Source organism: Alcanivorax sp. NBRC 102024 (assembly GCF_001602235.1).
GTDB lineage: Bacteria > Pseudomonadota > Gammaproteobacteria > Pseudomonadales > Alcanivoracaceae > Alcanivorax.
The window spans coordinates 1-19,939 of record NZ_BDAS01000013.1 but is presented as its reverse complement, the minus strand read 5'-3'; the positions used below and the strand labels follow the sequence as shown (position 1 = coordinate 19,939).

General features: G+C 59.6%; 19 protein-coding genes. 11 read left to right on the top strand and 8 right to left on the bottom strand.

Features of this window, described 5'->3' with window-relative positions; translation table 11 throughout:
- Positions 1-2 precede the first annotated feature (2 nt).
- On the bottom strand, positions 3-341 hold the full coding sequence (locus tag A0251_RS15490) for a P-II family nitrogen regulator (RefSeq protein WP_062817780.1): 339 nt from the start codon (positions 339-341) through the stop codon (positions 3-5).
- Between the two features lie 353 nt (positions 342-694).
- Positions 695-1,564, bottom strand: coding sequence for a tetratricopeptide repeat protein (locus tag A0251_RS15485; protein ID WP_062817743.1), 870 nt, complete (start codon positions 1,562-1,564; stop codon positions 695-697).
- Positions 1,565-1,782: 218 nt separating this feature from the next.
- Here A0251_RS15485 and A0251_RS15480 point away from each other — a divergent pair, with 218 nt between their 5' ends.
- The 4 genes from A0251_RS15480 (at position 1,783) to minE (ending at position 6,646) form a co-directional block, all read left to right on the top strand.
- On the top strand, positions 1,783-4,239 hold the full coding sequence (locus A0251_RS15480) for an acyl-CoA dehydrogenase (RefSeq protein WP_197461959.1): 2,457 nt from the start codon (positions 1,783-1,785) through the stop codon (positions 4,237-4,239).
- 554 nt (positions 4,240-4,793) lie between these two features.
- The gene (gene minC, locus A0251_RS15475) at positions 4,794-5,519 is read left to right on the top strand and encodes a septum site-determining protein MinC (RefSeq protein WP_062817742.1); all 726 of its coding nucleotides are present in this window, start codon (positions 4,794-4,796) and stop codon (positions 5,517-5,519) included.
- Between the two features lie 41 nt (positions 5,520-5,560).
- A complete protein-coding gene (minD, locus tag A0251_RS15470) occupies positions 5,561-6,376 on the top strand; it encodes a septum site-determining protein MinD (RefSeq protein WP_062817741.1) in 816 nt (271 codons plus the stop codon).
- Positions 6,377-6,379: 3 nt separating this feature from the next.
- Entirely contained in the window at positions 6,380-6,646 is a 267-nt protein-coding gene (gene minE, locus A0251_RS15465; protein ID WP_062817740.1) for a cell division topological specificity factor MinE, read from the top strand.
- A gap of 280 nt (positions 6,647-6,926) precedes the next feature.
- On the opposite strand, the gene A0251_RS15460 is transcribed toward minE, so the two are convergent.
- Complete coding sequence (locus A0251_RS15460) at positions 6,927-7,235, bottom strand: antibiotic biosynthesis monooxygenase (RefSeq protein ID WP_062817739.1); 309 nt, start codon at positions 7,233-7,235, stop codon at positions 6,927-6,929.
- Positions 7,232-7,984, bottom strand: coding sequence for a zinc-dependent peptidase (locus A0251_RS15455; protein WP_062817738.1), 753 nt, complete (start codon positions 7,982-7,984; stop codon positions 7,232-7,234). The genes A0251_RS15460 and A0251_RS15455 overlap by 4 nt, the downstream gene beginning before the upstream one ends.
- Before the next feature lie 276 nt (positions 7,985-8,260).
- Between A0251_RS15455 and A0251_RS15450 the strand changes: the two genes are divergently transcribed.
- From A0251_RS15450 to A0251_RS15440, 3 genes are all read left to right on the top strand, one after another.
- Entirely contained in the window at positions 8,261-9,220 is a 960-nt protein-coding gene (locus A0251_RS15450; protein WP_062817737.1) for a DMT family transporter, read from the top strand.
- A 33-nt stretch (positions 9,221-9,253) separates the two neighbouring features.
- Positions 9,254-9,880 (top strand): hypothetical protein, encoded by a 627-nt coding sequence (locus A0251_RS15445; protein WP_062817736.1) that lies wholly within the window; start codon positions 9,254-9,256, stop codon positions 9,878-9,880.
- A gap of 235 nt (positions 9,881-10,115) precedes the next feature.
- Positions 10,116-11,279: an OmpH family outer membrane protein gene (locus A0251_RS15440; RefSeq protein ID WP_062817735.1), complete on the top strand. Its 1,164-nt coding sequence runs from the start codon at positions 10,116-10,118 to the stop codon at positions 11,277-11,279.
- Between the two features lie 4 nt (positions 11,280-11,283).
- Here the strand turns inward: A0251_RS15440 and A0251_RS15435 are convergent, their stop codons facing one another.
- The gene (locus A0251_RS15435; RefSeq protein WP_062817734.1) at positions 11,284-11,550 is read right to left on the bottom strand and encodes an acyl-CoA-binding protein; all 267 of its coding nucleotides are present in this window, start codon (positions 11,548-11,550) and stop codon (positions 11,284-11,286) included.
- Between the two features lie 247 nt (positions 11,551-11,797).
- Here A0251_RS15435 and A0251_RS15430 point away from each other — a divergent pair, with 247 nt between their 5' ends.
- A complete protein-coding gene (locus tag A0251_RS15430; protein WP_062817733.1) occupies positions 11,798-13,024 on the top strand; it encodes a GAF domain-containing protein in 1,227 nt (408 codons plus the stop codon).
- Here A0251_RS15430 and A0251_RS15425 read toward each other — a convergent pair.
- Both A0251_RS15425 and A0251_RS15420 read right to left on the bottom strand, forming a co-directional pair.
- Positions 13,015-13,656: a 1-acyl-sn-glycerol-3-phosphate acyltransferase gene (locus A0251_RS15425; RefSeq protein WP_062817732.1), complete on the bottom strand. Its 642-nt coding sequence runs from the start codon at positions 13,654-13,656 to the stop codon at positions 13,015-13,017. The genes A0251_RS15430 and A0251_RS15425 overlap by 10 nt on opposite strands.
- Complete coding sequence (locus A0251_RS15420; RefSeq protein WP_062817731.1) at positions 13,653-14,438, bottom strand: thioesterase family protein; 786 nt, start codon at positions 14,436-14,438, stop codon at positions 13,653-13,655. Before A0251_RS15420 ends, A0251_RS15425 begins: the two co-directional genes overlap by 4 nt.
- Before the next feature lie 207 nt (positions 14,439-14,645).
- On the opposite strand from A0251_RS15420, the gene A0251_RS15415 reads away from it, so the two are divergent.
- Both A0251_RS15415 and A0251_RS15410 read left to right on the top strand, forming a co-directional pair.
- Positions 14,646-16,682, top strand: a complete 2,037-nt coding sequence (locus A0251_RS15415) for an LTA synthase family protein (protein ID WP_062817730.1) — start codon at positions 14,646-14,648, stop codon at positions 16,680-16,682.
- 65 nt (positions 16,683-16,747) lie between these two features.
- Positions 16,748-17,857 carry an NAD(P)/FAD-dependent oxidoreductase gene (locus tag A0251_RS15410; protein ID WP_062817729.1) on the top strand — a complete coding sequence of 370 codons (1,110 nt, stop codon included), beginning with the start codon at positions 16,748-16,750 and terminating at the stop codon, positions 17,855-17,857.
- 113 nt (positions 17,858-17,970) lie between these two features.
- Here A0251_RS15410 and A0251_RS15405 read toward each other — a convergent pair whose 3' ends face one another.
- Positions 17,971-18,744, bottom strand: coding sequence for an SDR family oxidoreductase (locus A0251_RS15405; RefSeq protein ID WP_062817778.1), 774 nt, complete (start codon positions 18,742-18,744; stop codon positions 17,971-17,973).
- 190 nt (positions 18,745-18,934) lie between these two features.
- Here A0251_RS15405 and A0251_RS15400 point away from each other — a divergent pair, with 190 nt between their 5' ends.
- On the top strand, positions 18,935-19,843 hold the full coding sequence (locus A0251_RS15400; protein WP_062817728.1) for a hypothetical protein: 909 nt from the start codon (positions 18,935-18,937) through the stop codon (positions 19,841-19,843).
- Positions 19,844-19,939 lie beyond the last annotated feature (96 nt).

Sequence of the window (19,939 nt, the reverse complement as noted above, 5' to 3'; positions counted from 1 at the left end):
CCTTAAATGGCTTCGTTGCCGGTTTCACCGGTACGAATGCGGATAACCTGTTCCAGGTCGGAAACGAAGATCTTGCCGTCACCGATCTTGCCGGTTCCCGCTGCCTTCATGATCGCTTCAATGGCCTGGTCCACATCCTCTTCGCGGACCGCCAGCTCCAGCTTTACCTTGGGCACGAAATCGACCACGTACTCCGCTCCCCGGTACAGCTCCGTATGGCCCTTCTGGCGACCGAAACCTTTGACTTCCGTAATGGTCATGCCCTGGACCCCAACCTGGGCCAGTGCATCGCGGACTTCATCCGCTTTGAACGGCTTGATCACCGCAGTCAGCATTTTCATGATTGTCTCCTGATCCTCGTGCACCCCGACAGGCTGCCAGCAATGCACCAACACAATACGTGCCGAAAAGTTTGCACCGGCATAGCGCATACAAGAATCAGGCCAGCATTATTATGTTTTATTTTCAGTAACTTGGACGCATAACACCTCAAAAGTGCACCATAATAGAACTCATGCACCACGGTTACGCACCCATTTAATGCACTACGGCATTCCGAAATGAAGCAGAAAGGGAGATTCAGGAGAGAGAAAGCCCACAGGGCGCACCAGTAAGGCGCGATGGGTGAGAAGAAGACAAGCGGCAAGGGGATTCGCCCCTCTGCCAGCCACGGCAAAGGGGCGCGAAGCGAGGATCAGTAAAGGTAGTTGAACATCTTGCGCCGGTATTCGCTGGCCAGGGGATCGCCCTTGGGCAGGCACTCGAACACTTCCAGCAGCGCGCTGCGGGCAATGCCGTCACGGAAATCTCGGTGATCCCGCAACAACTGCAGCAAGGCCTCCAGCCCTGGCTGGAACTGGCCTGCGGCGGCGGCCTGCAGGCCGAAGGCATGGAGATCCTCCGGTGTGGCCTGATCATTGATTCGCTGGCGCAGTTCGGCCAGGGACACGCTCTCCCCTTCCAGCTTTTCCAGCAACGCAAAGCGGGCCCGGAACGGGCGAAGCGGCTCCGCATCTTCCGTCACTTCCGCCAATACCGATTGCGCATCGTCCAGTCGCCCCTCGCCGAGCAGGTATTCCACCAGCATGGCGCGGATGGCGTGCTTGTCCGGGTTTTGCTGCAGGGTCTGTCGCAGGGCTGCTTCCGCTTGCTCACCATGGCCGGCGTCGATGGCCATGCGGATCTGCTCGATAAAGCCCTCTTCCTGCTGCTGTTCAGCAGCCTCGGGATCGACCACCGGTGCCAGCCACTGCCGCAGCGCCCCCTCCGTCTGGGCACCATCCAGCTCACTGACCAATTGCCCTTGATAGACCAGCTTCAAGCTGGGCAGACTGCGCACGCCGAACTGGCTGGCCAGCATCTGTTGCTCATCCGCGTTGACCTTGGCCAGGATCACCTTGCCCTGGTACTCATTGACAAGGCGCTCCAGTATCGGCGCCATCTGCTGACAGGGTTGGCACCAGCTGGCCCAGAAATCCACAATCACCGGCACCTGCCGGGACTGCTCAAGAATTTGCTGAATGTTCTGTTCAGTTGCTTCAATGATGTAGTTGTTCGCTTGCAACGCCTTGCTCCTGAAAGCTTTGAATCTGCACGTAATTGTAAGGGATGGCTGCCATTAAATCCGGTTAAATCCTGTGCAACTGATCACTTTCACGGGTTAGACTCAAGACAGTAAGGTCTGTAAGGCTTCACGCCATGTACATGACCTTTGAGTACGCTGGATTGTATTCAAAACAACCTGGGCCCTGTTTGCCCGGGTTCACGGCAAAGGAGATCACCATGCTTAGCCTGTTGGCTATTGTAGTGTTAATTGCCACGCTGATGACCCTGTTCTACCAGCGAATCAGTCGCGGCATAGGCAGCACTGTCTTTGTAGTAGTCTGGCTGTTGAGCGCTTTCCTGGCCCCCTGGCTGGTTCACCCGATTTCCCTGATTCTGCTGGCGGCCGGTGTCGCTCTGCTCAATCATGTGGATCTGCGGCAAAAATTTATCACCAAGCCGGTGTACAACGCGCTGGGAAAAGTCATGCCGGCCATTGGCGACACCGAGCGTGAAGCCATTGAAGCGGGCACCACCTGGTTCGAGACCGACCTGTTCTCCGGTCGACCGGATTGGGAAAAATTTGCCCATATCCAGTTTTCTACCCTCACTGACGAAGAGCAGGCGTTTCTGGACAACGAGGTCCAGGAACTGTGCGACATGCTGGATGAGTGGAAAATTTTCCACGAGTTGAAGGATCTGCCCGAAGAAGTCTGGGATTTCCTCAAGCACAAAGGCTTTTTCAGTCTGATCATCCCCAAGGAATACGGTGGCAAAGCGTTCTCTCCCTATGCGCAGAGCCGCATCATGAGCAAGATCGCCACCCGCTCCCTGACCGCTGCAGTCACCGCCATGGTCCCCAATTCCCTGGGACCCGGTGAATTGCTGGCCGAATACGGCACCCAGGAACAGAAGGACCGCTGGCTGCCGGGCCTGGCCAAGGGTGACGAGATCCCCTGCTTCGGCCTGACCGGTCCGGAAGCGGGCTCTGACGCCGGCGCCATTCCGGACACCGGGGTGATCTGTAAAGGCGAGATTGACGGCAAGGAAGTGCTGGGCATGCGCCTGAATTTTGCCAAGCGCTGGATCACTCTGGCCCCGGTGGCCACCGTGGTGGGTCTGGCCTTCAAGCTCTACGACCCGGAAAAACTGCTCGGCGACAAGGAAGAGCTGGGTATTACCTGTGCGCTGATTCCTGCCGACACTCCCGGAGTGGAAATCGGCCGCCGCCATTACCCGGGCTCCCCGTTCATGAACGGCCCCATCAACGGCAAGGACGTGTTCGTTCCGCTGGATGTGATCATTGGCGGGCCGGAGATGGCCGGCCGCGGTTGGCGCATGCTGATCGAATGTCTGGGCGCCGGTCGCGGTGTCTCCCTGCCTGCCCTGGCCACCGCCAGCGGCGAAATCGGCTACCGGATGACCGGTGCCTTCGGCCGGATTCGTCGCCAGTTCAATACCGCTGTGGGGCAATTTGAAGGGGTACAGGAAGCTTCCGCGGAAGTGGCCGCCATCGGCTACACCCTGGAAGCCTACCGCCACCTGGTCACCCGTTCGCTGGAAGACGGTGCACCGTCGGTGGTCACCGCCATGGCCAAATACCATGCCACGGAAATGATGCGTGAGCTGATCAACCACGGCATGGACATCGCCGGCGGTCGCGGTATCCAGTTGGGGCCGCGTAACTTCCTGGCCCTGCCCTACCAGTCCACACCGATCGCCATTACCGTGGAAGGGGCCAACATCCTCACCCGCTCCCTGATGATCTTTGGTCAGGGCGCCATGCGCTGCCACCCGTACCTGTACGATGAATTGCAGGCCATCCAGGCGGAAGACAAGAAACAGGGGCTGCAGGATTTCGATGCCCTGTTCTTCTCCCACGTCGGCCATACCCTGGGCAATATCAGCAGCGGCATTATCCAGGCATTGGCCGGGCCCTATCTGTCCGATGCGCCGGGCAACGCGGACGCCTTCAGCGCGCCCTGGTATCGACTGGTGAACCGCTACAGCGCGGTGCTCTCCAGCACGGCCGACATGGCACTGGCCCTGCTGGGTGGCGACCTCAAGCGCCGCGAGCTGCTCTCGGCACGGCTGGGGGATGTGCACAGTCAGCTGCTGATTGCCTGCTCCATTCTCAAGTACCACGCTACCCTGCCACGGGACGAGGCCAATGACGCCCATGCCAGCTATGCGCTGCGCCGGTCCTTCAGCAAGGCCCACGACGCTCTGGAAGCCTTCTACCGCAACTTCGGCTTCTTTGGTGTCGGCTACCTGCTGAAAGGGTTGTTCTTCCCGTTCGGTCGCCCCTGCAAGGCCCAGGCCCCCAGCGACGACCAGATCCGCACCCTGGGTGACATGATCATGGCGCCCAGCTCGGTACGCGATGCCCTGGCGGAGCCGGCCTATATCTCCCAGGACCCGGAGGATTCCATCGGTCGCGTGGAGGCAACCTTCAACAAACTGCTGGAAGTCGAGCCGGCCTATCTGGCGTTCCTGAAAGCCGATGGCAAGGGCCAACTGGAAGGCAAGACCATGCTGGAGAAACTGCAGGATGCCGCCAGCAAGGGCATCATCGACGCCGATCAGGTAGAGGCGGTGAACGAGTACGATGCCATGCGCTACGACTGCCTGCTCACCGACGCCTTCGATATGGAGCTGAAGGACGTCAACGTGCACGCAGAGCGGCCGATGATGTAAATCCAACCAGGCGGAGGTGGCCGCAAGGCCCCTCCGCTTTTTCCTTTCCCCTATACTCCGAAGCCCCCCGTAGGAGCTATGCTTGTCCCCCCAGGGGGATCTGCGACATGCGAACCGAGCGTAGCGAGGCGGCAGAAGTCAACATTTATCCTCCATCGTTTCTGGAAAGACCTGTCGAGCTCTGAGATTTCTGATCGCCCTCCGGGCGATTTCCGCGCAAGCGCGGTTCGCCATGCAAGCATAGCTCCTACAGCGGCTTCGTCGCAGCAGCCTCCTACTGGAGATTTTTGGCAAGGTCGCCAACTCGTCCACAGTTTCACAAAAAGCCACAAGGCCACGTCGACAGGGAAAGTGCTGCTTTTTCCACCAGTTATTACGCTGTCACCGGGATATCACGCAGATTTAACATTCATATCACCCTTTTGGCGCTTTTACGGCTCGCCGCTTTCGTCTAGGCTTTGCCAAAATTACGCCCCACCGGGCCAGACGTGCTCCGGAGAGCCTCCGCCTGGAGACTGTCCCGCGTCCTTTGCCCCTCGGACAACAGGTCAGGAATGACAGCAGTCGTCGAAGAAAATACCGTTCTCGAATTCAAGGGCCGCATGCTGATGATGACGGTCCTGCAACTGAAAAATCTGGATGCCAACCTGTTGCACCAGGAAGTCAGCCAACGGCTGGAAGATGCCGCCCAGTGGCTGCAGGAAGCTCCGGTTGTCATTGACGTCAGCAAGGACCTGGAGGTGGAGCCGGTGGCCCTGATGGCCGCAGTGGACACCCTGCGCAGCCTGGGCGTGAATCTGGTGGCCCTGGCCCGCACCACCGGCATCGATAGCGATACCGCCGCCATGTTGGGCCTGGGTACCCTGAGCCTGTCTGGCGGCCGCGATGTGCCGCGCCGCAGTGAGCCGGCCCCGCAGGTGGAAGAAGAGAAAGTCCCCACCGCCACCCAGCGCATCGAGACACTGGTGGTGGATCAGCCGGTCCGTTCCGGTCAGCAGGTCTACAGCCGTGGCGATCTGATCGTGCTGGCGCCCGTGAGCACCGGTGCCGAGTTGATGGCGGAAGGCAATATCCATGTCTACAGCAAACTGCGTGGCCGCGCCCTGGCAGGCGTCCGCGGCGACGGCAGTGCCCGTATTTTCTGCCAGCAACTGAATGCCGAGCTGGTGTCCATTGCCGGCCATTACCGGGTAGCCGAAGATCTGCCCGAGGCGCACCGCAACCGGGCGGTGTATCTGTCCCTGGACGGTGACGCCATGCAATTTACCGCGCTGAGCTAAAGTAGCTGGCGCCACGGAAAGACGAAGGTAAGGAGAAGAGCGTGACGAAGATTGTGGTCGTGACATCCGGCAAGGGTGGCGTCGGCAAAACCACCACCAGTGCAGCGCTGGCCACAGGCCTTGCCCTGCGCGGTTTCAAAACCACCGTGATTGATTTTGATGTGGGCCTGCGCAATCTGGACCTGATCATGGGCTGTGAGCGCCGAGTGGTCTATGACCTGGTCAATGTGATCAGTGGCGATGCCAACATCAAGCAGGCGCTGATCAAGGACAAGAAGGTGGACAATCTGTTCATCCTTCCCGCATCCCAGACCCGCGACAAGGACGCCCTGACCACCGAAGGTGTGGAAGGCGTCCTCAACGCCCTGCGCGATGACATGAAGATGGACTACATCATCTGCGACAGCCCGGCCGGTATCGAGAAAGGTGCCCTGATGGCCGCGTATTTCGCGGACGAGGCGGTCGTCGTGACCAACCCGGAAGTCTCCAGTGTGCGGGACTCCGATCGCATCATCGGTATTCTGGCCAGCAAGACGCGCCGTGCCGAACAGGGTGAAGGGGATATCCCGGCTCGCCTGCTGCTGACCCGCTACTCACCGGAACGGGTGGAGAACGGCCAGATGCTGTCCGTGGAGGATGTGCAGGAAATTCTCGCCATTGAACTGCTCGGCGTGATCCCTGAATCCCAGGCGGTGCTGAACGCCAGTAACGCCGGTAGCCCGGTGATTCTGGATATCGATTCCGATGCCGGTCAGGCTTACAGCGATGCGGTTGCCCGCTTCCTCGGCGACCAACTGCCCCATCGGTTCGTCAATGTGAACAAGAAAGGTCTGTTCGGCCGTCTGTTTGGAGGCTAAGGGATGAGCATCTTCAGTTACCTGCTTCCCAAGAAGCAGAGCTCCGCATCGGTGGCCAAGGAACGCCTGCAGATTATTGTGGCCCGGGAACGTTCCACCCGCGGTGGACCGGATTACTTGCCGCAACTGCAGGAAGAATTGCTGCAGGTGGTTCGCAAGTATGTTCCTGTGGATCAGGATGCGGTCAATATTCAGCTGGACCGGGAGTCCGGCTGCGAAATTCTCGAGTTGAACATCACCCTGCCCGAAGAAGCCGCCCAGCAATCCTGAGTCGGCTTCAGGAGCCGCCGCAAGGCGGCTCTTTTGTTTCAAATCCCCGAACGCCCTGTTGTAGGAGTTCCTCTTGAGGGACGAATCCGCGCCTTGGCGAAGAAACAGTCGATGCGAGCGTCACCTGATCACTCTAGAGAGCCGGTTGCTCTGCTGCTGCGGACCGAAGCCCGGGTAGACTCTGCGCCTGATTTCCACGCTGACGCGTGGTTCGTCCCCCAAGCGGAACTCCTACAGCGGCTTCGTGATAAAGGTGCGGCCACGAGCTACGGCAGGCCGCCTATTCCGGCAGCACCTGCCATTCCGGTTCGTCGAATTCCCCGATTACCGTGACCTCACAGACCTTGGCGTGCTTCGCCAGGATCGCTTTCACCTTTTCACTGCGGCTGTCGTCCTTGGCATCCCGGTGGGCCTTGCTGTCCCAATGGGCGATGGCCAGAACCGTATCGGGGTGACCGATCTTGCGATGCAGGTAGGTACCACGGGCACCAGGGGTTTGCTGAATGATTTCACTGGCTTCCACCCAACCCTGGGCATATTCCTCCACGGTAAAGCCCGGTTTCACGCGCACTTCGAAAACAAATTTCATGGCTGTTCTCCCTGTCGGTAAAACTGCGCCAACAGCCGGTAGAGATCCGGCCAGTCCCCAAGCAACGACGCCGGTGACTCGAAAAAGGCTTCGCTGCAAACGGCAAAAAACTCCCCCGGCCCGGTCAATGCATAGGGATCGATGGACAGGGGCCGGTGCTGCTCATAATCATCGAACAGGCGATCCCAGGCTGCCGTGAAGGTCTCGTGCCACTGCCGCGGATTCATCCCCGGATGCAGTGGCGGTGCACCATTGGCCCCGTTGCGACGCATATCCAGTTTGTGACTCATCTCGTGAATCACCACATTACTGCCCTGCCCGGCTTCCAGCACCGATTGCCAGGACAGGATCACCGGGCCCTGGTGCCAGGCCTCACCGGCCAGCACCGGGCCACTGGCGTGCACCACACCGTCCTCACTCTGCCAGGGCCGGTTGGGGATAAAGTCTCCTTCATAAAGAATGACCGTGTACCAGCCGTCGTACCAGTCCAGGCCCAATTCCAGAATCGGTACGCAAGCCATGGTGGCAATGCGCAGACACATGGCGTCGGTAATCACGAAACCGGAACCTGGAGCGATACTCTTGCGCGCCAGAAAGCGAAAGCTCAGATCCCGCAGCCGGGCCCGCGCCTCTCCCTGGTAGCGCTGCAACACCGGCCAGTCGGCCACCGCCGCTTCCCATTCCGCCTCGGTGTATCCCATTTTTTTGACCCGGCGCTTGTCGCGCCAGTTTCGCCAGGCTGCAAACATTGTTACCTCAACCCATAAAGCCACACCCTGTCCGGGTGCTACGATATATCACCACCGTTCCCGGACTTGGCAGTCTCCAAGTCGCGAGTCACGAGTCGAAAGGAGCGAAAAGATCAGAGCCCGCATTGTTATATGCCTTTCGCTCCTTTCAACTCGTGACTCGTAACTCGCTAATCCGTGTCCACTTTGACCTGATCCATGTCGCCTGAACAGTCGTTACCGGAGTCCGGGCCTGTGCTACCATCGCCAGCTCTTTTCCCATGCGAATCCTGTTCAGTGCCTGTTAGCCAAGCCCACAAAGCCGATCTGCTACTACTGCTGGTCACCCTGCTCGCCGCCATCAGCTGGATGTTCTCGCGAGAAGCGGTACTGGCCATGCCGCCACTGCTGTTCATGTCGCTGCGTTTCCTTCTGGCTGCAAGCCTGCTGGCCATGATCGCCTATCCGCAATTGCGCCGTCTCAACGGGCGGCAATTGTTTCGCTGTGCCCGGGTAGGTGTGGTTTTTGGCGTTGCCATGAGCTGCTGGGTCATGGGGCTGGCCATGGCCGAACATGTGGGCGAAGGGGCCTTTCTCACCAGTCTTGGTGTGGTGCTGGTACCGGTAATCGCGCGGCTGGTGTTTGCCGAGCCGGTGCCAGGCAGCACCTGGCTGGCGCTGCCGGTAGCCGCCGCCGGACTGGCCCTGTTGTCACTGGAACAGGGCCTTCATCTTGAAGCCGGGCAGTTATTCTTTGTGGCGGCGGCGACCATTTTCGCCCTCTATTTCAACCTCAACACCCGGGCCGCCAACACCATTTCCACCCTTGACCGGAGTGGCAACACCATCGAACATCCTCGCATTCCCGCCCTGGCGCTGACCACGGTGGTACTGGCGGTGGTCGGTGTGCTGACGGGTATGCTGTCCGCCATTTTCGAGCCCTGGGGCGAGGCCGCGGCGGACGCCACCCTCGAACTGGCGATCTGGGTCATCCTCAGCGCCACCGTCGGCACCGCCCTGCGCTTTCTCGTTCAAACCTATGCACAGAGCCTGTCACTGCAAAGCCACGGCGTTGTGATCATGGTACTCGAACCCATGTGGACGGCCCTTATGGCTGCCGCCTGGTTTACCGAGCAGATGACATTGTGGCAGGTGGCTGGCTGCGCGCTGATTTTCCTGTCACTGCTGGTCAATCGCTGGCGAGCGGTCAGAAGCCTGTTGAAACAGGTTCTGTCACGTGTTTCCACACAGGATTGATACTTTCCTCACCCCCAACGAAAAGGATGTCTTATGGGACCGGATCTTCTCACCCTGATTCCCGCCCTTGCTCCCGGCACCCTGGTAGCAATCACTGCCTTTGTGCTGGCCGGCATATTCATGGAGCGTGCCCGCACGGCCGCCATACTGGTCCTGATCGCCGGTCTCCTCACATTGCTGCAGAACGGCTGGATCATCTTCAACCAGATCGTCTTGATGGAGTGGATGTTTGATGACGTGATCAGTGCGGACACCTACTCCATCATCGCTACCGCCGCCTACAACCTGTTCTATCTGGCCATCAGCGCCCTGCTGCTGTTTGCGGCCTTTGCGGGTCGCCAGTCACCCGAGGCTCCCGCCTCCGCGCCCCCTCAGGTCGAATTTCGTCCCGAAGGGTATTTTCCGGCCCATCGAGGCGGGCTGGTACTGACCTTCGGTCTGCTGGGTATCCTGTTTTTCGCGCCGCTGGGGATCGTCGCCTGGATACTGGGCAGCAAGGACCTGAACAGCATGGCCAGAGGTGACATGGATCCGGCCGGGGAAGGCATGACTCGCGCCGGCAAGGTGCTGGGCATCATTGCCACCGTTCTTATGGGCGTGGGCTTGCTGGTAGCCACCGTGGTAATCGGCCTTGTTATCGCCAATATCAGGGCTTTCTGAGTGCCACAGGCGGGGCTTTGCCCTGCCTGCCCCGCCGCTTCGGCAACAGGGTCCCCGCGGGGAATGCCACACCGGAATGCATAAATTTGTGTACCGCCCTGTGACCCAGTTCCTTCTCTCCGCCCACAGTTGGCGCACCATTTGCCAGGCAGGTTCTCGCTGAGCTCCTGCCAGTGCAATACGCCCCAGCGGCATTGCCTGAAGCCCGGATAACCAATAACAAAACGATGGGACAATGAGAGCAATCACCCTGGCCATTTGCTGCCTTCTAGGCGCATTGCAGACCCCTGCCCTGCAGGCAGCCCCCGCGGACTGCCAGGCAGAAGGGTCGTTCACTGTGCATCTGTCCTCCCTGGACCAGCAATTGCTGACCATACTGGGCGCAGGCGCCAACAACGGCGACACCCCCGAGCTGATCCGCTATAACGAGCGGACCGACAGTATCAACAAACCCATTCTTGGCAACTACGCCCGTCTGCGCCTGGCAGCCATGGCCCTGCGCGATGGCGATACCGAGTTTGCCCGCCAACAACTCAGTCAGGTAGAACAGCGCAGCCCGGCAGCGGTGGATGCCGCCCTGCTACTGGCCGAGAGCTATCGACTGGACGGGGACCGGCAACGGGCCAGGGACTGGTTTGTGCGGATAGCCGCGCGCTTTCCGGGCAATCCACGGGCAATTTCCGGTCTGGTGCTGGCCGGCGATGATTGGCGCAATCAGGGGGCCATGGAGCAGGCCCTGCCGGTCTACAACCTGGCTCTGAACAAGGTGGCGGAAAACATGAAAGCCCTGCAAACCCTGGCCGATGACCCGGACCGTCTCTACCGGTCGCTCACCAACAGTGTTGCCGGTAACAGCACCACGGTCATGGACCAGCTGGTACTGGCCATGGTCCGCGATCATGACAGCGGAGTACTGGATGCCACCCGTAAATTGATCAACGCCAACAACGTGCGCAAGTGTCTTCGGCAACAGGAGAAATCCCTGCATAACGCCATTCACCATGCCACCGCCCGGGACCTTTCCAACAGCGCCTTTCGCACCTCAGCCAAGATGGAAAAGCGCGCCACCCGCCAGGAAATTGCCGACCTGGAACGAGTTCTGCACAACGCCCCGGATGCGAAGGATCTCCAGGCCCGTTTGAACGATGCCCGCGACCGTCTGCAGCGTATCAATGCACGATTGGACAAACTGGGAAGCACCGCCCTGCCTGCGGAACTGGAAAAACGAAAGCGGGAGATGCAGGAAAACCAGCAGCGCGTTGAACAAGAGATGGAGGCGGCCCGGCGACAGGTTCGCCAGGCCCTGCAGGCTCAGCTCCCCGAACTACAACGGTTTTACCGTAACCTGGCCGGGGAAGCGCAGCTGGGCAAGGCCCAACTGCTGCAAGCCAGAGGTTGATCGATTAACTTTTGTGGCTTTTCAACAGGCTGTCGACCTTATCAATGTACTTTTGCTTGGCGTCATCCGCGGACATGCCCTTGAGCTTGGCCCAGGCGTCGTACTTGGCACGGCCCACCATGTCCATCATCCCCGGGCGCTTGCCACTGACATCACCGGCACTGCCCTGTTTGAAGTGGGCATAGAGGAACAGCAGATCATCATTGCCGGGTTTGCGGTCCAGGGTTTTCACATCTTTTTGGGCTTGTTCAAAACGTGCGGTATCGGTCATGATGCTTCCTGTTGATTGTGATCATTATTGAATATCGCGAGCGCCATTTGTTCGCGATCAGGCTGACAAAATACTGCGCTGTCACAGCTCGCGAATCAAGGAGACTCTGGATACCACCGCAGTCTTTAGGGAAGAAGCGCCATGCAGCGCGTGGCGACAAAGCACGCCAACCACTCCCTTCAGGCCACACGGGATATGCAAAGCATTATTCAGAGATACCGCAACGGAATAATAATCAGGTAACGCCATGCCCGCAGCATCGGAAGCAGCGATCAGCAAAAGTCAGGAGGCCGTTCTGCGCAACGCGCTGGACAGCCTGCTGGTGACATTCGATGGGGATCTGGAAGCCCGGTATCGGCAACATGCTCACAGCCGCGCCAGGGATCTGATCAGCCATTCCGTCTATCTGCTGGGTTTATTGTATCTGGTGGTGGTCGTGCCCGTGATGCTGCTGGTGGATACGGCCGAGATGGTCGCCTGGCGCAATTACGGCGTATACCCCATTGCGGTGGCGCTGGTGGCTCTGTGGTGCAGCACCCGCCTGTCCTGGCTCAAGCCGCATACCGTCCTAGTCCTTTATCTGGCACTCGGCCTTGCCCTCACCGGCACCCTGCTGGGCGCCATCCGTTTCGACGGACTCTTCCCGGGACAGATTTCCGCCTTTGAGACCATCTATATCCTGATTATCGGTTTCTCCATCCTGCGCCTGCCGCCAAGACAGACGCTGACCAGTTGCCTGTGCGCACTCGCCGCGGCGCTACTTCTCGCCCTGTTACGACAACTGCCCCTGCCGCTTCTTTCCATGCTGCTTTATTTCGCCATTCCGTTGCTGATCTGCACGCTCAATGGCTACATTCTGGATATCAGTGCCCGCCGCAATTTCGCCAACAACCTGCTATTGGAAAGTGAGTCCGCCCAGCTGGCCCGCTGGCGCGAACAGGCCGAAAGGGACACCTTGCGCCAACAACAGCTCAACCTCTTTCTCGAACGTATCGCCGGCAACCTGACCCCCGCGCAACTGCTGGAACGGGTGCTCAGCTACCTCATTGAACAAATCGACGCAAAAGCCGGGGCCGCGTACACGCTGGAAAATCAGGAGCTGGTTCGCCTGGCGGCCTGGGGCCTTAATGCCGATGCAGAAGCGCGCCGCCGACTTCCCCGGGATGAAACACTGCTGGGGGCGGCGCTCAATCAGAAGCTGCTGATACAGCAACACAGCGTGCCGGAAGGATATCTGGATCTGGAAGTGGGAGAAGGCAAGCGTCAACCTGCCACTCTGCTGATGTGGCCGATTCACCAGGGCGACGTCGCTCTGGGTATTGTAGAGGTAGCCGGGGCCCGGCCCTTCTCTGCCCCCGAGGAAGCGCTGCTCAACGAGCTACACCGGCCTCTGGCCTTTGCACTGCAATCCGCCCAACGCCGCCAGCATTTCCTCGACCGCATGGGGGAGCGGGACCGCACTGCTCAGGCTTGAGGGCCCTGCCCATGGTTGCGTAACGGCCCGGAAAGCCGATCCGGGCGACGCGGCACGATATCGGCCAACGCCTGAACAATCCGGGCCATATCTTGCTCCAGGTCACCGGTGGGCATAAAGCTGCCGACAATACGGACCTGACGCCGCTGATAACAGAAACCAATCACGACGATGGGGATCTGCATCTGCTCGGCAATCCGGTAAAACCCGGTTTTCCAGCGCTCGGCGCCCTCCCGCGTTCCCTCTGGCGCAAGACCCAGCCAGAAAGGTTTCTCGCGCATCACGGCCGTCGTTTGGTCCACCACATCGTCCGCACTGTCACGATTCACCGGTATGCCACCCAGCCAGACCATCAAGCGGCCCAGCCGCCCCTCGAAAAGGGTGTGTTTGGCCATGAACTTCACATGGACACGCAGGCTCTGTATCGCACTGATACCGATCACACCATCCATGTTGGAGGTATGCGGCGCCACCGCCAGGACCGCGCGCTCCACATTGGGGAGCGTGCCGACGATCCGCCATCCCATGGCAGCAAGGATCACCCGGCCCAGACCGGCCAACAGCCAATGCCCACGGCGTGGCACCTTATCTCCCAGGGTTTTCGCCTTGATCGGCGGCAGTTCTTTTTTCATGCGAATACCGTAAATGTCTGACGGCTCAATGCCACCGCCTTGCCTTCCCCGTCCCAGATCGTTGCCTGGCTCTGGCCATAGCCATCGCTGCTCTGATCCGTCTTTACCCGATACTGCCACAGGGTATCCGCGGGGCGCGACCCGGGATCATCCAGCAACTCCATGGTCCAGGTCAGAGAACTGGCCGGCGCCGGTTTCTTCAACATGGGCAATACCGAGGGCGGCCAGGTATCAACCAGCGCGATCAGGGCCGCCGTGCTCATGGCCTGCGGCGGCGTTCGAAAGCCCATGTAACCACTGAAATCCGGCACCGCACTGCCACTGAAGGGAGGCATGCCGTCCGCATAGCGCATCTGGAAGTGCTGCAGAAAATCCGGTGTCAGACCCGGCATGAAAGGGAGCTCTATACAGCGTTCCGGTGGCGGCATGGCCGGCGCGGCGGCCGGGGGCACAATCACCCCGGATTCCCTGGCAGCCCCCAGGCTGACCAGCATGGCGGCCACGACCTCACCCTCCTGGCGCGCCGACACCATGGCCTGCATCACGGATTTTCCTTCCCGGAACACCTGGCTGTGCAGGCTGATCGGGCCCGGCGCCATCGGGGCAACAAAGGACAGGGAAAAACTGCGCAAGGTCCTGCCCCCGGCCACGGTTTTTTCCAGATGATCAAACAACACGGCCCCCACCAGACCGCCGAACAGGGCACGCCCCTGCCCCCACCCTTCTGGCATCATGCCGCTGCCCTGGCCGTCCACCGTGGCCAGGATCTCGTCAAAATTCATGTCCGTCTCCCGTCAGCGAATGCCTTTAATACCATTGCGTCCCGGCCGGTTAAAGGCATTATCCCGTCATCGCCCAAGCCAGCCGCGACATCCCGCTGAAATTTGTTCAAATAACCGCCAAAAGCGGCGATTTGACCATGCGTCACTGGCCCCTTCCCGGTAGCATAGGCGCCAATTTTTCAGTTTCCCCGGTACGGAGACATCAGCATGACCTGGTTGAAATCACGACGCCTGCACTACCTGCTGGCCATGACGGCATTGTTTTTCAGCCTGATGGTCATTCTGCGGGCGGTTTTCTATTTCGGCTTTTCAGAAATTCCCTCCACCCCGGATGCGGATTCAGGCGCCGTGCTCAGCGCCCTGGGGATCGGGTTGCGCTTCGACCTGCGTCTGGCCCTGTTGATGATGTTGCCGCTTGCCGCGCTGGCCTATCTGCCCCGCTTCAACCTGCTCACCAGCGCAGTGATGCGGGTCCTTGCGCATGCCTACCTGATCGTTGCACTGACCCTGCTCGGCCTCACCTATATTCTCGACTTTGGGCATTATGCCTATCTGGGTGAACGCCTGAACGTTACCGCCCTGCGCTTCCTCCAGGACACCCGGGATTCCACCCTGATGGTCTGGGAAAGCTATCCGGTAATCTGGATTACCCTGGGCCTGATTGGCGGCGTGACAGGCAGTTACTGGCTGGCCCGGATTGCCGAGCGCAAATTGCTGCAGCGGTCAGCCGCCGGTATCTCCGGGCTCCAGGCCACAGCCGGTTTTCTGGTCTGCTTTGCCCTGTTCTTCTTTGCCATTCTTGGCCGGGTCAGCAATATCAATATTCTTAACCCGATTCCATTGCGCTGGAGCGAAGCCTTTGTCTCCGGTGACCGTGCCATTGGCGCCCTGGGCCTGAATCCGGTCCTCTATTTTCGCGATACCCTGCTGATTCCGGTTTCCCCGTTCGACAAGGAAAAGGTCGCCGAGTATTACCCCCTCATGGCGGAGCACCTCGGCATCCCCGAAGATCAGCGCAAGGACCTGAATTTCGAGCGCATGGTGGAGGTGCAAAGCCACAAGCTCGACTATGAGCGTCCGCCCAATGTGGTCTTCATCATGCTGGAATCCCTCGGGGCAAGCCGGGTGAGCAGCTATGGATTGCCCATTGAGAGCACCCCCAACCTGGACAAACTAAGCCGCGATGGCTGGCGGTTCGAAAACTTCTACGTGCCTGTCACCGGCACCGCCAAAACCATCTGGGCCACCTTCACCGGCATCCCCGACGTGGCTCCCACTGAAAGCGCCAGTCGCAACCCCCTGACCAGCCATCAGCGTACCGTGCTGAATGAATTTCCGGACTACCGGAATTTCTATTTCATTGGCGGTAACGCCGGCTGGGCCAACCTGGACGGGCTGGTGCAACAGACCATTGATGACCTCGAACTGCATGAGGAAGGCGACTGGCAATCTCCGGACGTGGATGTCTGGGGGATATCCGATCTGAATCTGTTCCGCGAATCCAACCGGATTCTCGCCGACCTGCCGGATGACCAACCCTTCTTTGCCTTCATCCAGACCGCCGGTAACCACCGCCCCTTTACCATCCCGGAGAATAATGGTGACTTCCAGCCGCGCACGGACCTGTCCGATGAGGAGCTGGCCAAGTTCGGGTTTCGCAGTGCCGCCCAGTTCAATGCCGTACGGCTGCTGGATTACAACGTGGGCGAGTACATGAAATGGGCCCGGGAAAGCGATTACTTTGATAACACCATCTTCGTGTTTTTTGGTGATCACAGTAACCGCATTACCACCCTGCCCCATATGCCGGCCATGGATCAGCTGGGGCTGGAAAGTAACCATGTTCCGCACATCATTTATGCCCCCCGTTATCTGAAACCCAGGGTCATAGAGGAATCCGTCGGCCTGGTAGACGTGTTGCCCACCGTTGCCGGGATGCTGGGGCTCAACTATCGCAACACCACGCTGGGCCGGGATTTCCAGATCCCCGCCCCGGAAGGTGATCGCGCCAATTTCGTGGTGCTGCGAGAGGGACCGAACCCCATCTACGGCATGGTGACGAAAGATTTTCTGGTGCGAATGAATGCGGATGGCAGCAACGCCACCCTGCATGACCTTCACAGCGATACCCCGAAGCAAGACGTGGCCGCAGAGCATCCGGAGGTCTTCGACCGACTTTTCAAGCTGGCTCGCGGGCAATACGAAACCGCGCGCTACATGTTCTATGACAACGTGGACGAGTAACGCTCGCCAGTCTTGTCCGATACAGACAACGCCCTCACACTGAGGGCGTTGTCATTTCAGGGCTGATGATTGTGCAACCACGGGAAAGCATCGATACCGCCATTATCGGCGCCGGCGTTATCGGCCTGGCCATCGCCCGTGCACTTGCGCCCTCAAGATCCGTGGTGCTGCTCGAGCAGGAAAGCCGCTTTGGCGAGCATCTCTCCTCCCGCAACAGCGAAGTTATCCACGCCGGCCTCTATTACCCACCAGATTCCCTGAAAGCCAGCCTGTGTCTGCGCGGTAACGCTCTGCTTTACCGGTACTGCCAGGAACAGAATATTTCCTACCGGCAGTGCAGCAAACTGGTCGTCGCCAATGAACAACAACAGGACGCACTGGAGCGACTGCATCACAACGCGCTGGAAAGCGGCGCCACCGGATTACACCGCTGCAGCCAGAAGTGGCTGCATCAACAGGAGCCCTGGCTCCACACCAACGAAGCCCTGCTCAGCGAACACAGCGGTATCCTCGACAGCCATGCGCTGATGGCGCGACTTGCCGAGCATGCACAGGCGCAGCATGCCCTGCTCTGCTATCGCCACCGGGTGCGCCGGATAGACTGTGAACCTGGATTTTTGCTACTCCATGTGGACAGCGACGACGGCCCTTTCGAATTACAGTGCCGACAACTGATCAATGCCGCTGGGCTGCATGCCGTGCCGCTGCTGAAGCGCTGTGTCGGGTTCCCCGAAGAACGCATCCCCGAACAACGACTGGCCCGGGGCAACTACTTTTCCCTGAGTGGGCGCAGTCCCACCCGCAGGCTGATCTACCCGCTACCAGAGGCAGACGGACTGGGCATTCACCTCACCGTGGACCTGGCCGGCAAGGCCCGCTTCGGCCCGGATGTGGAGTGGATCGAACACAAGGATTACCAGATCAATGCGGCCCGGCTGCCGCACTTCAAAGACGCCATCCGTCACTACTGGCCAGAGCTGAACTCAGACAGGCTTTCCCCCGCCTACGCCGGCATCCGCCCCAAGCTGTTTATTGCAGGAGAACCCTATCGGGATTTTCTGATACAGGGAGAAAAGGAGCACGGCATCACAGGGATGATCAACCTGCTGGGCATCGAATCCCCCGGATTGACCGCAGCACTGGCCATTGCGGAAGACATCGCCAACCACGGTTAAGCTTCACGTAGGGTGCCACTGAGCCTAAGCGAACTGCACCATCCAAACGCCGGATCGGTGCAGTTCGCTTAGGCTCAGTGGCACCCTACGCTCAGCGGAAATTAAGAGCAGCATCAGTGATGTCGCCCCATGACCGCCCCCGCCAGGCGGGTCACCCAGCTAGCCGGCAAAACCCGCACCAAGGCGACCAGGGTTCGGTACAAGGCACCAGGCACCACCACCGCTTTCCCCCTGGCCAGCGCCTTCAGCCCTGCCACTGCCACCTCGTCTGCTGGCATCATGGCTTTTTCCAGATCCGGATCCATCCGCTCACGGGCGATGGACGAAAACTCCGTGCGGGTGCCGCCAGGGCACAATGCTGTCACCACAATGCCAGCAGGCTTGAGTTCTTCATGGAGAGCCCGACTCAGGTGCAGCACACAGGCCTTGCTGGCTGCATACGTGGCCATACCGGGAATGGGGAACCAGGCCGACACAGAAGCGACATTCAGTATCCAGCCCTCTCCGCGCTCGGCCATGGGCGTGGCAAAAAGCTGCGTGAGTGCCAGCAGACTGCGGACGTTCACATCAACCATGCCCAGCTGATCCACCGCCAACAGCGGTTTCTGGAAACCAAAGCCGGCATTGTTGATGAGAATATCCACCTGCCGCCCGGCGGCCTGCGTCTGTGCAAACACCGCTTCGGCTGCTTGCGGATCAGACAGATCAGCCGTAATCACATCAACGGTGACCGATGCCAGCTCCGCGGCAAGGGAATCGAGTCGCTCAGTGCGCCGCGCTACCAGAATCAGATTGCAGCCCACCGCAGCCAGCTGCCTAGCCATTTCCTCACCAATACCGCTGGATGCACCGGTAATCAGCGCCGTTTTACCCTTGAAGATCTGCATGGAGTGCCCCCGATATGCCAAATAGGGTCCGTCATGATGGAAACGCATTATCACTGCTAAAAGTGAGGCAGTTCACCCCTTTCCTGTTTGCCGGACCCTACACTTAACTGACTCGCCCTGCGCCAACCCCGGCGGCAGGAATAGCACCAACCGAGAGAGGCATTATCACCAACACAAGGGAGTAACAACGATGCGCAATGGACTGCCTGCCGCTTTTCTATTTTCTCTTTTACTGATCTCAGCCTGCGCCGTAAAACTGGATGGACTACCCGGTGACCCGGCGCAACTGAAAGCGGAACCCCGTTTATTCTGTCCCGGCGACCCGATCACCGTCAGCTGGGATGCCCGCAATATGCCCCGTGACGAATCGCACTGCAGCGTTTTCGGTGACGCATACAGCACGGCACCAAGCTGTGCCACGGCATCAGAATGCCCCAGTGATGGACGGTGTGTGGACGGCTACTGCTGCCCCTCCGATTTTCCTCCCGGCGTTGCCCAGGTTTGCCCGAATCATGATGGCTGCTATCCCCCCTTTGCGATCACGGTCACCGCTGACACGCTCACCCTGAGCCCACCGGTAAATGGCGAAAACGAGGCCCTGGCGGATTCCCGCACAGTCACTCCCGGAGCCAGTACCCGGTTTACCGCCACGCTGATCACGGATGGCGAGACCTATGACATGTCCGTCGCCACCGAAATGCTGCAACTCTCGCCTCCCAGTACCCGGGATTTCGACTTTCCCTTTGTGTGCAACGGCGCCACACCCGGATGGCAATCCATCGATCTGGATCGGGAGTACGGATGGCGTGAGCGACGCTATGCCAGTGACAGCGTGCAGGTGATAACGGTGACAAATACCTCGGGACATGCGATTCAGCTTCGCACAAGCGATCCTGCCGTCGGGCCGATCACTCTGGGGGCCGGTGAGTCAACCGACGCCTTTAATGGCCGGCCTCGCGGCGAATGGTTCGCCACCCTCTCCCCCACTGATCCCGCCTTTGGGTTGACGCCTCGCTGCGACGCCACCCACATCAGTGACCCCTGGCCGGATCTTCAGGTTAGTGTAAGGCTGGAGTGTACAGAGCCGGAGTCAGACTGATTGAGCGCAATCCCATAACAAAAAACCCGGCACAAGGCCGGGTTTTTTGTTGGTGCTGACTGCAGGCTTTTTACAGCTTGCTGTCCAGCTCCGGTA

Coding starts and splice junctions, on each gene's coding strand:
- A0251_RS15490 (WP_062817780.1), bottom strand. CDS start 341: ATGAAAATGCTGACTGCGGTGATCAAGCCGTTCAAAGCGGATGAAGTC.
- A0251_RS15480 (WP_197461959.1), top strand. CDS start 1,783: ATGCTTAGCCTGTTGGCTATTGTAGTGTTAATTGCCACGCTGATGACC.
- minC (WP_062817742.1), top strand. CDS start 4,794: ATGACAGCAGTCGTCGAAGAAAATACCGTTCTCGAATTCAAGGGCCGC.
- minE (WP_062817740.1), top strand. CDS start 6,380: ATGAGCATCTTCAGTTACCTGCTTCCCAAGAAGCAGAGCTCCGCATCG.
- A0251_RS15460 (WP_062817739.1), bottom strand. CDS start 7,235: ATGAAATTTGTTTTCGAAGTGCGCGTGAAACCGGGCTTTACCGTGGAG.
- A0251_RS15455 (WP_062817738.1), bottom strand. CDS start 7,984: ATGTTTGCAGCCTGGCGAAACTGGCGCGACAAGCGCCGGGTCAAAAAA.
- A0251_RS15445 (WP_062817736.1), top strand. CDS start 9,254: ATGGGACCGGATCTTCTCACCCTGATTCCCGCCCTTGCTCCCGGCACC.
- A0251_RS15440 (WP_062817735.1), top strand. CDS start 10,116: ATGAGAGCAATCACCCTGGCCATTTGCTGCCTTCTAGGCGCATTGCAG.
- A0251_RS15435 (WP_062817734.1), bottom strand. CDS start 11,550: ATGACCGATACCGCACGTTTTGAACAAGCCCAAAAAGATGTGAAAACC.
- A0251_RS15430 (WP_062817733.1), top strand. CDS start 11,798: ATGCCCGCAGCATCGGAAGCAGCGATCAGCAAAAGTCAGGAGGCCGTT.
- A0251_RS15425 (WP_062817732.1), bottom strand. CDS start 13,656: ATGAAAAAAGAACTGCCGCCGATCAAGGCGAAAACCCTGGGAGATAAG.
- A0251_RS15420 (WP_062817731.1), bottom strand. CDS start 14,438: ATGAATTTTGACGAGATCCTGGCCACGGTGGACGGCCAGGGCAGCGGC.
- A0251_RS15415 (WP_062817730.1), top strand. CDS start 14,646: ATGACCTGGTTGAAATCACGACGCCTGCACTACCTGCTGGCCATGACG.
- A0251_RS15410 (WP_062817729.1), top strand. CDS start 16,748: ATGATTGTGCAACCACGGGAAAGCATCGATACCGCCATTATCGGCGCC.
- A0251_RS15405 (WP_062817778.1), bottom strand. CDS start 18,744: ATGCAGATCTTCAAGGGTAAAACGGCGCTGATTACCGGTGCATCCAGC.
- A0251_RS15400 (WP_062817728.1), top strand. CDS start 18,935: ATGCGCAATGGACTGCCTGCCGCTTTTCTATTTTCTCTTTTACTGATC.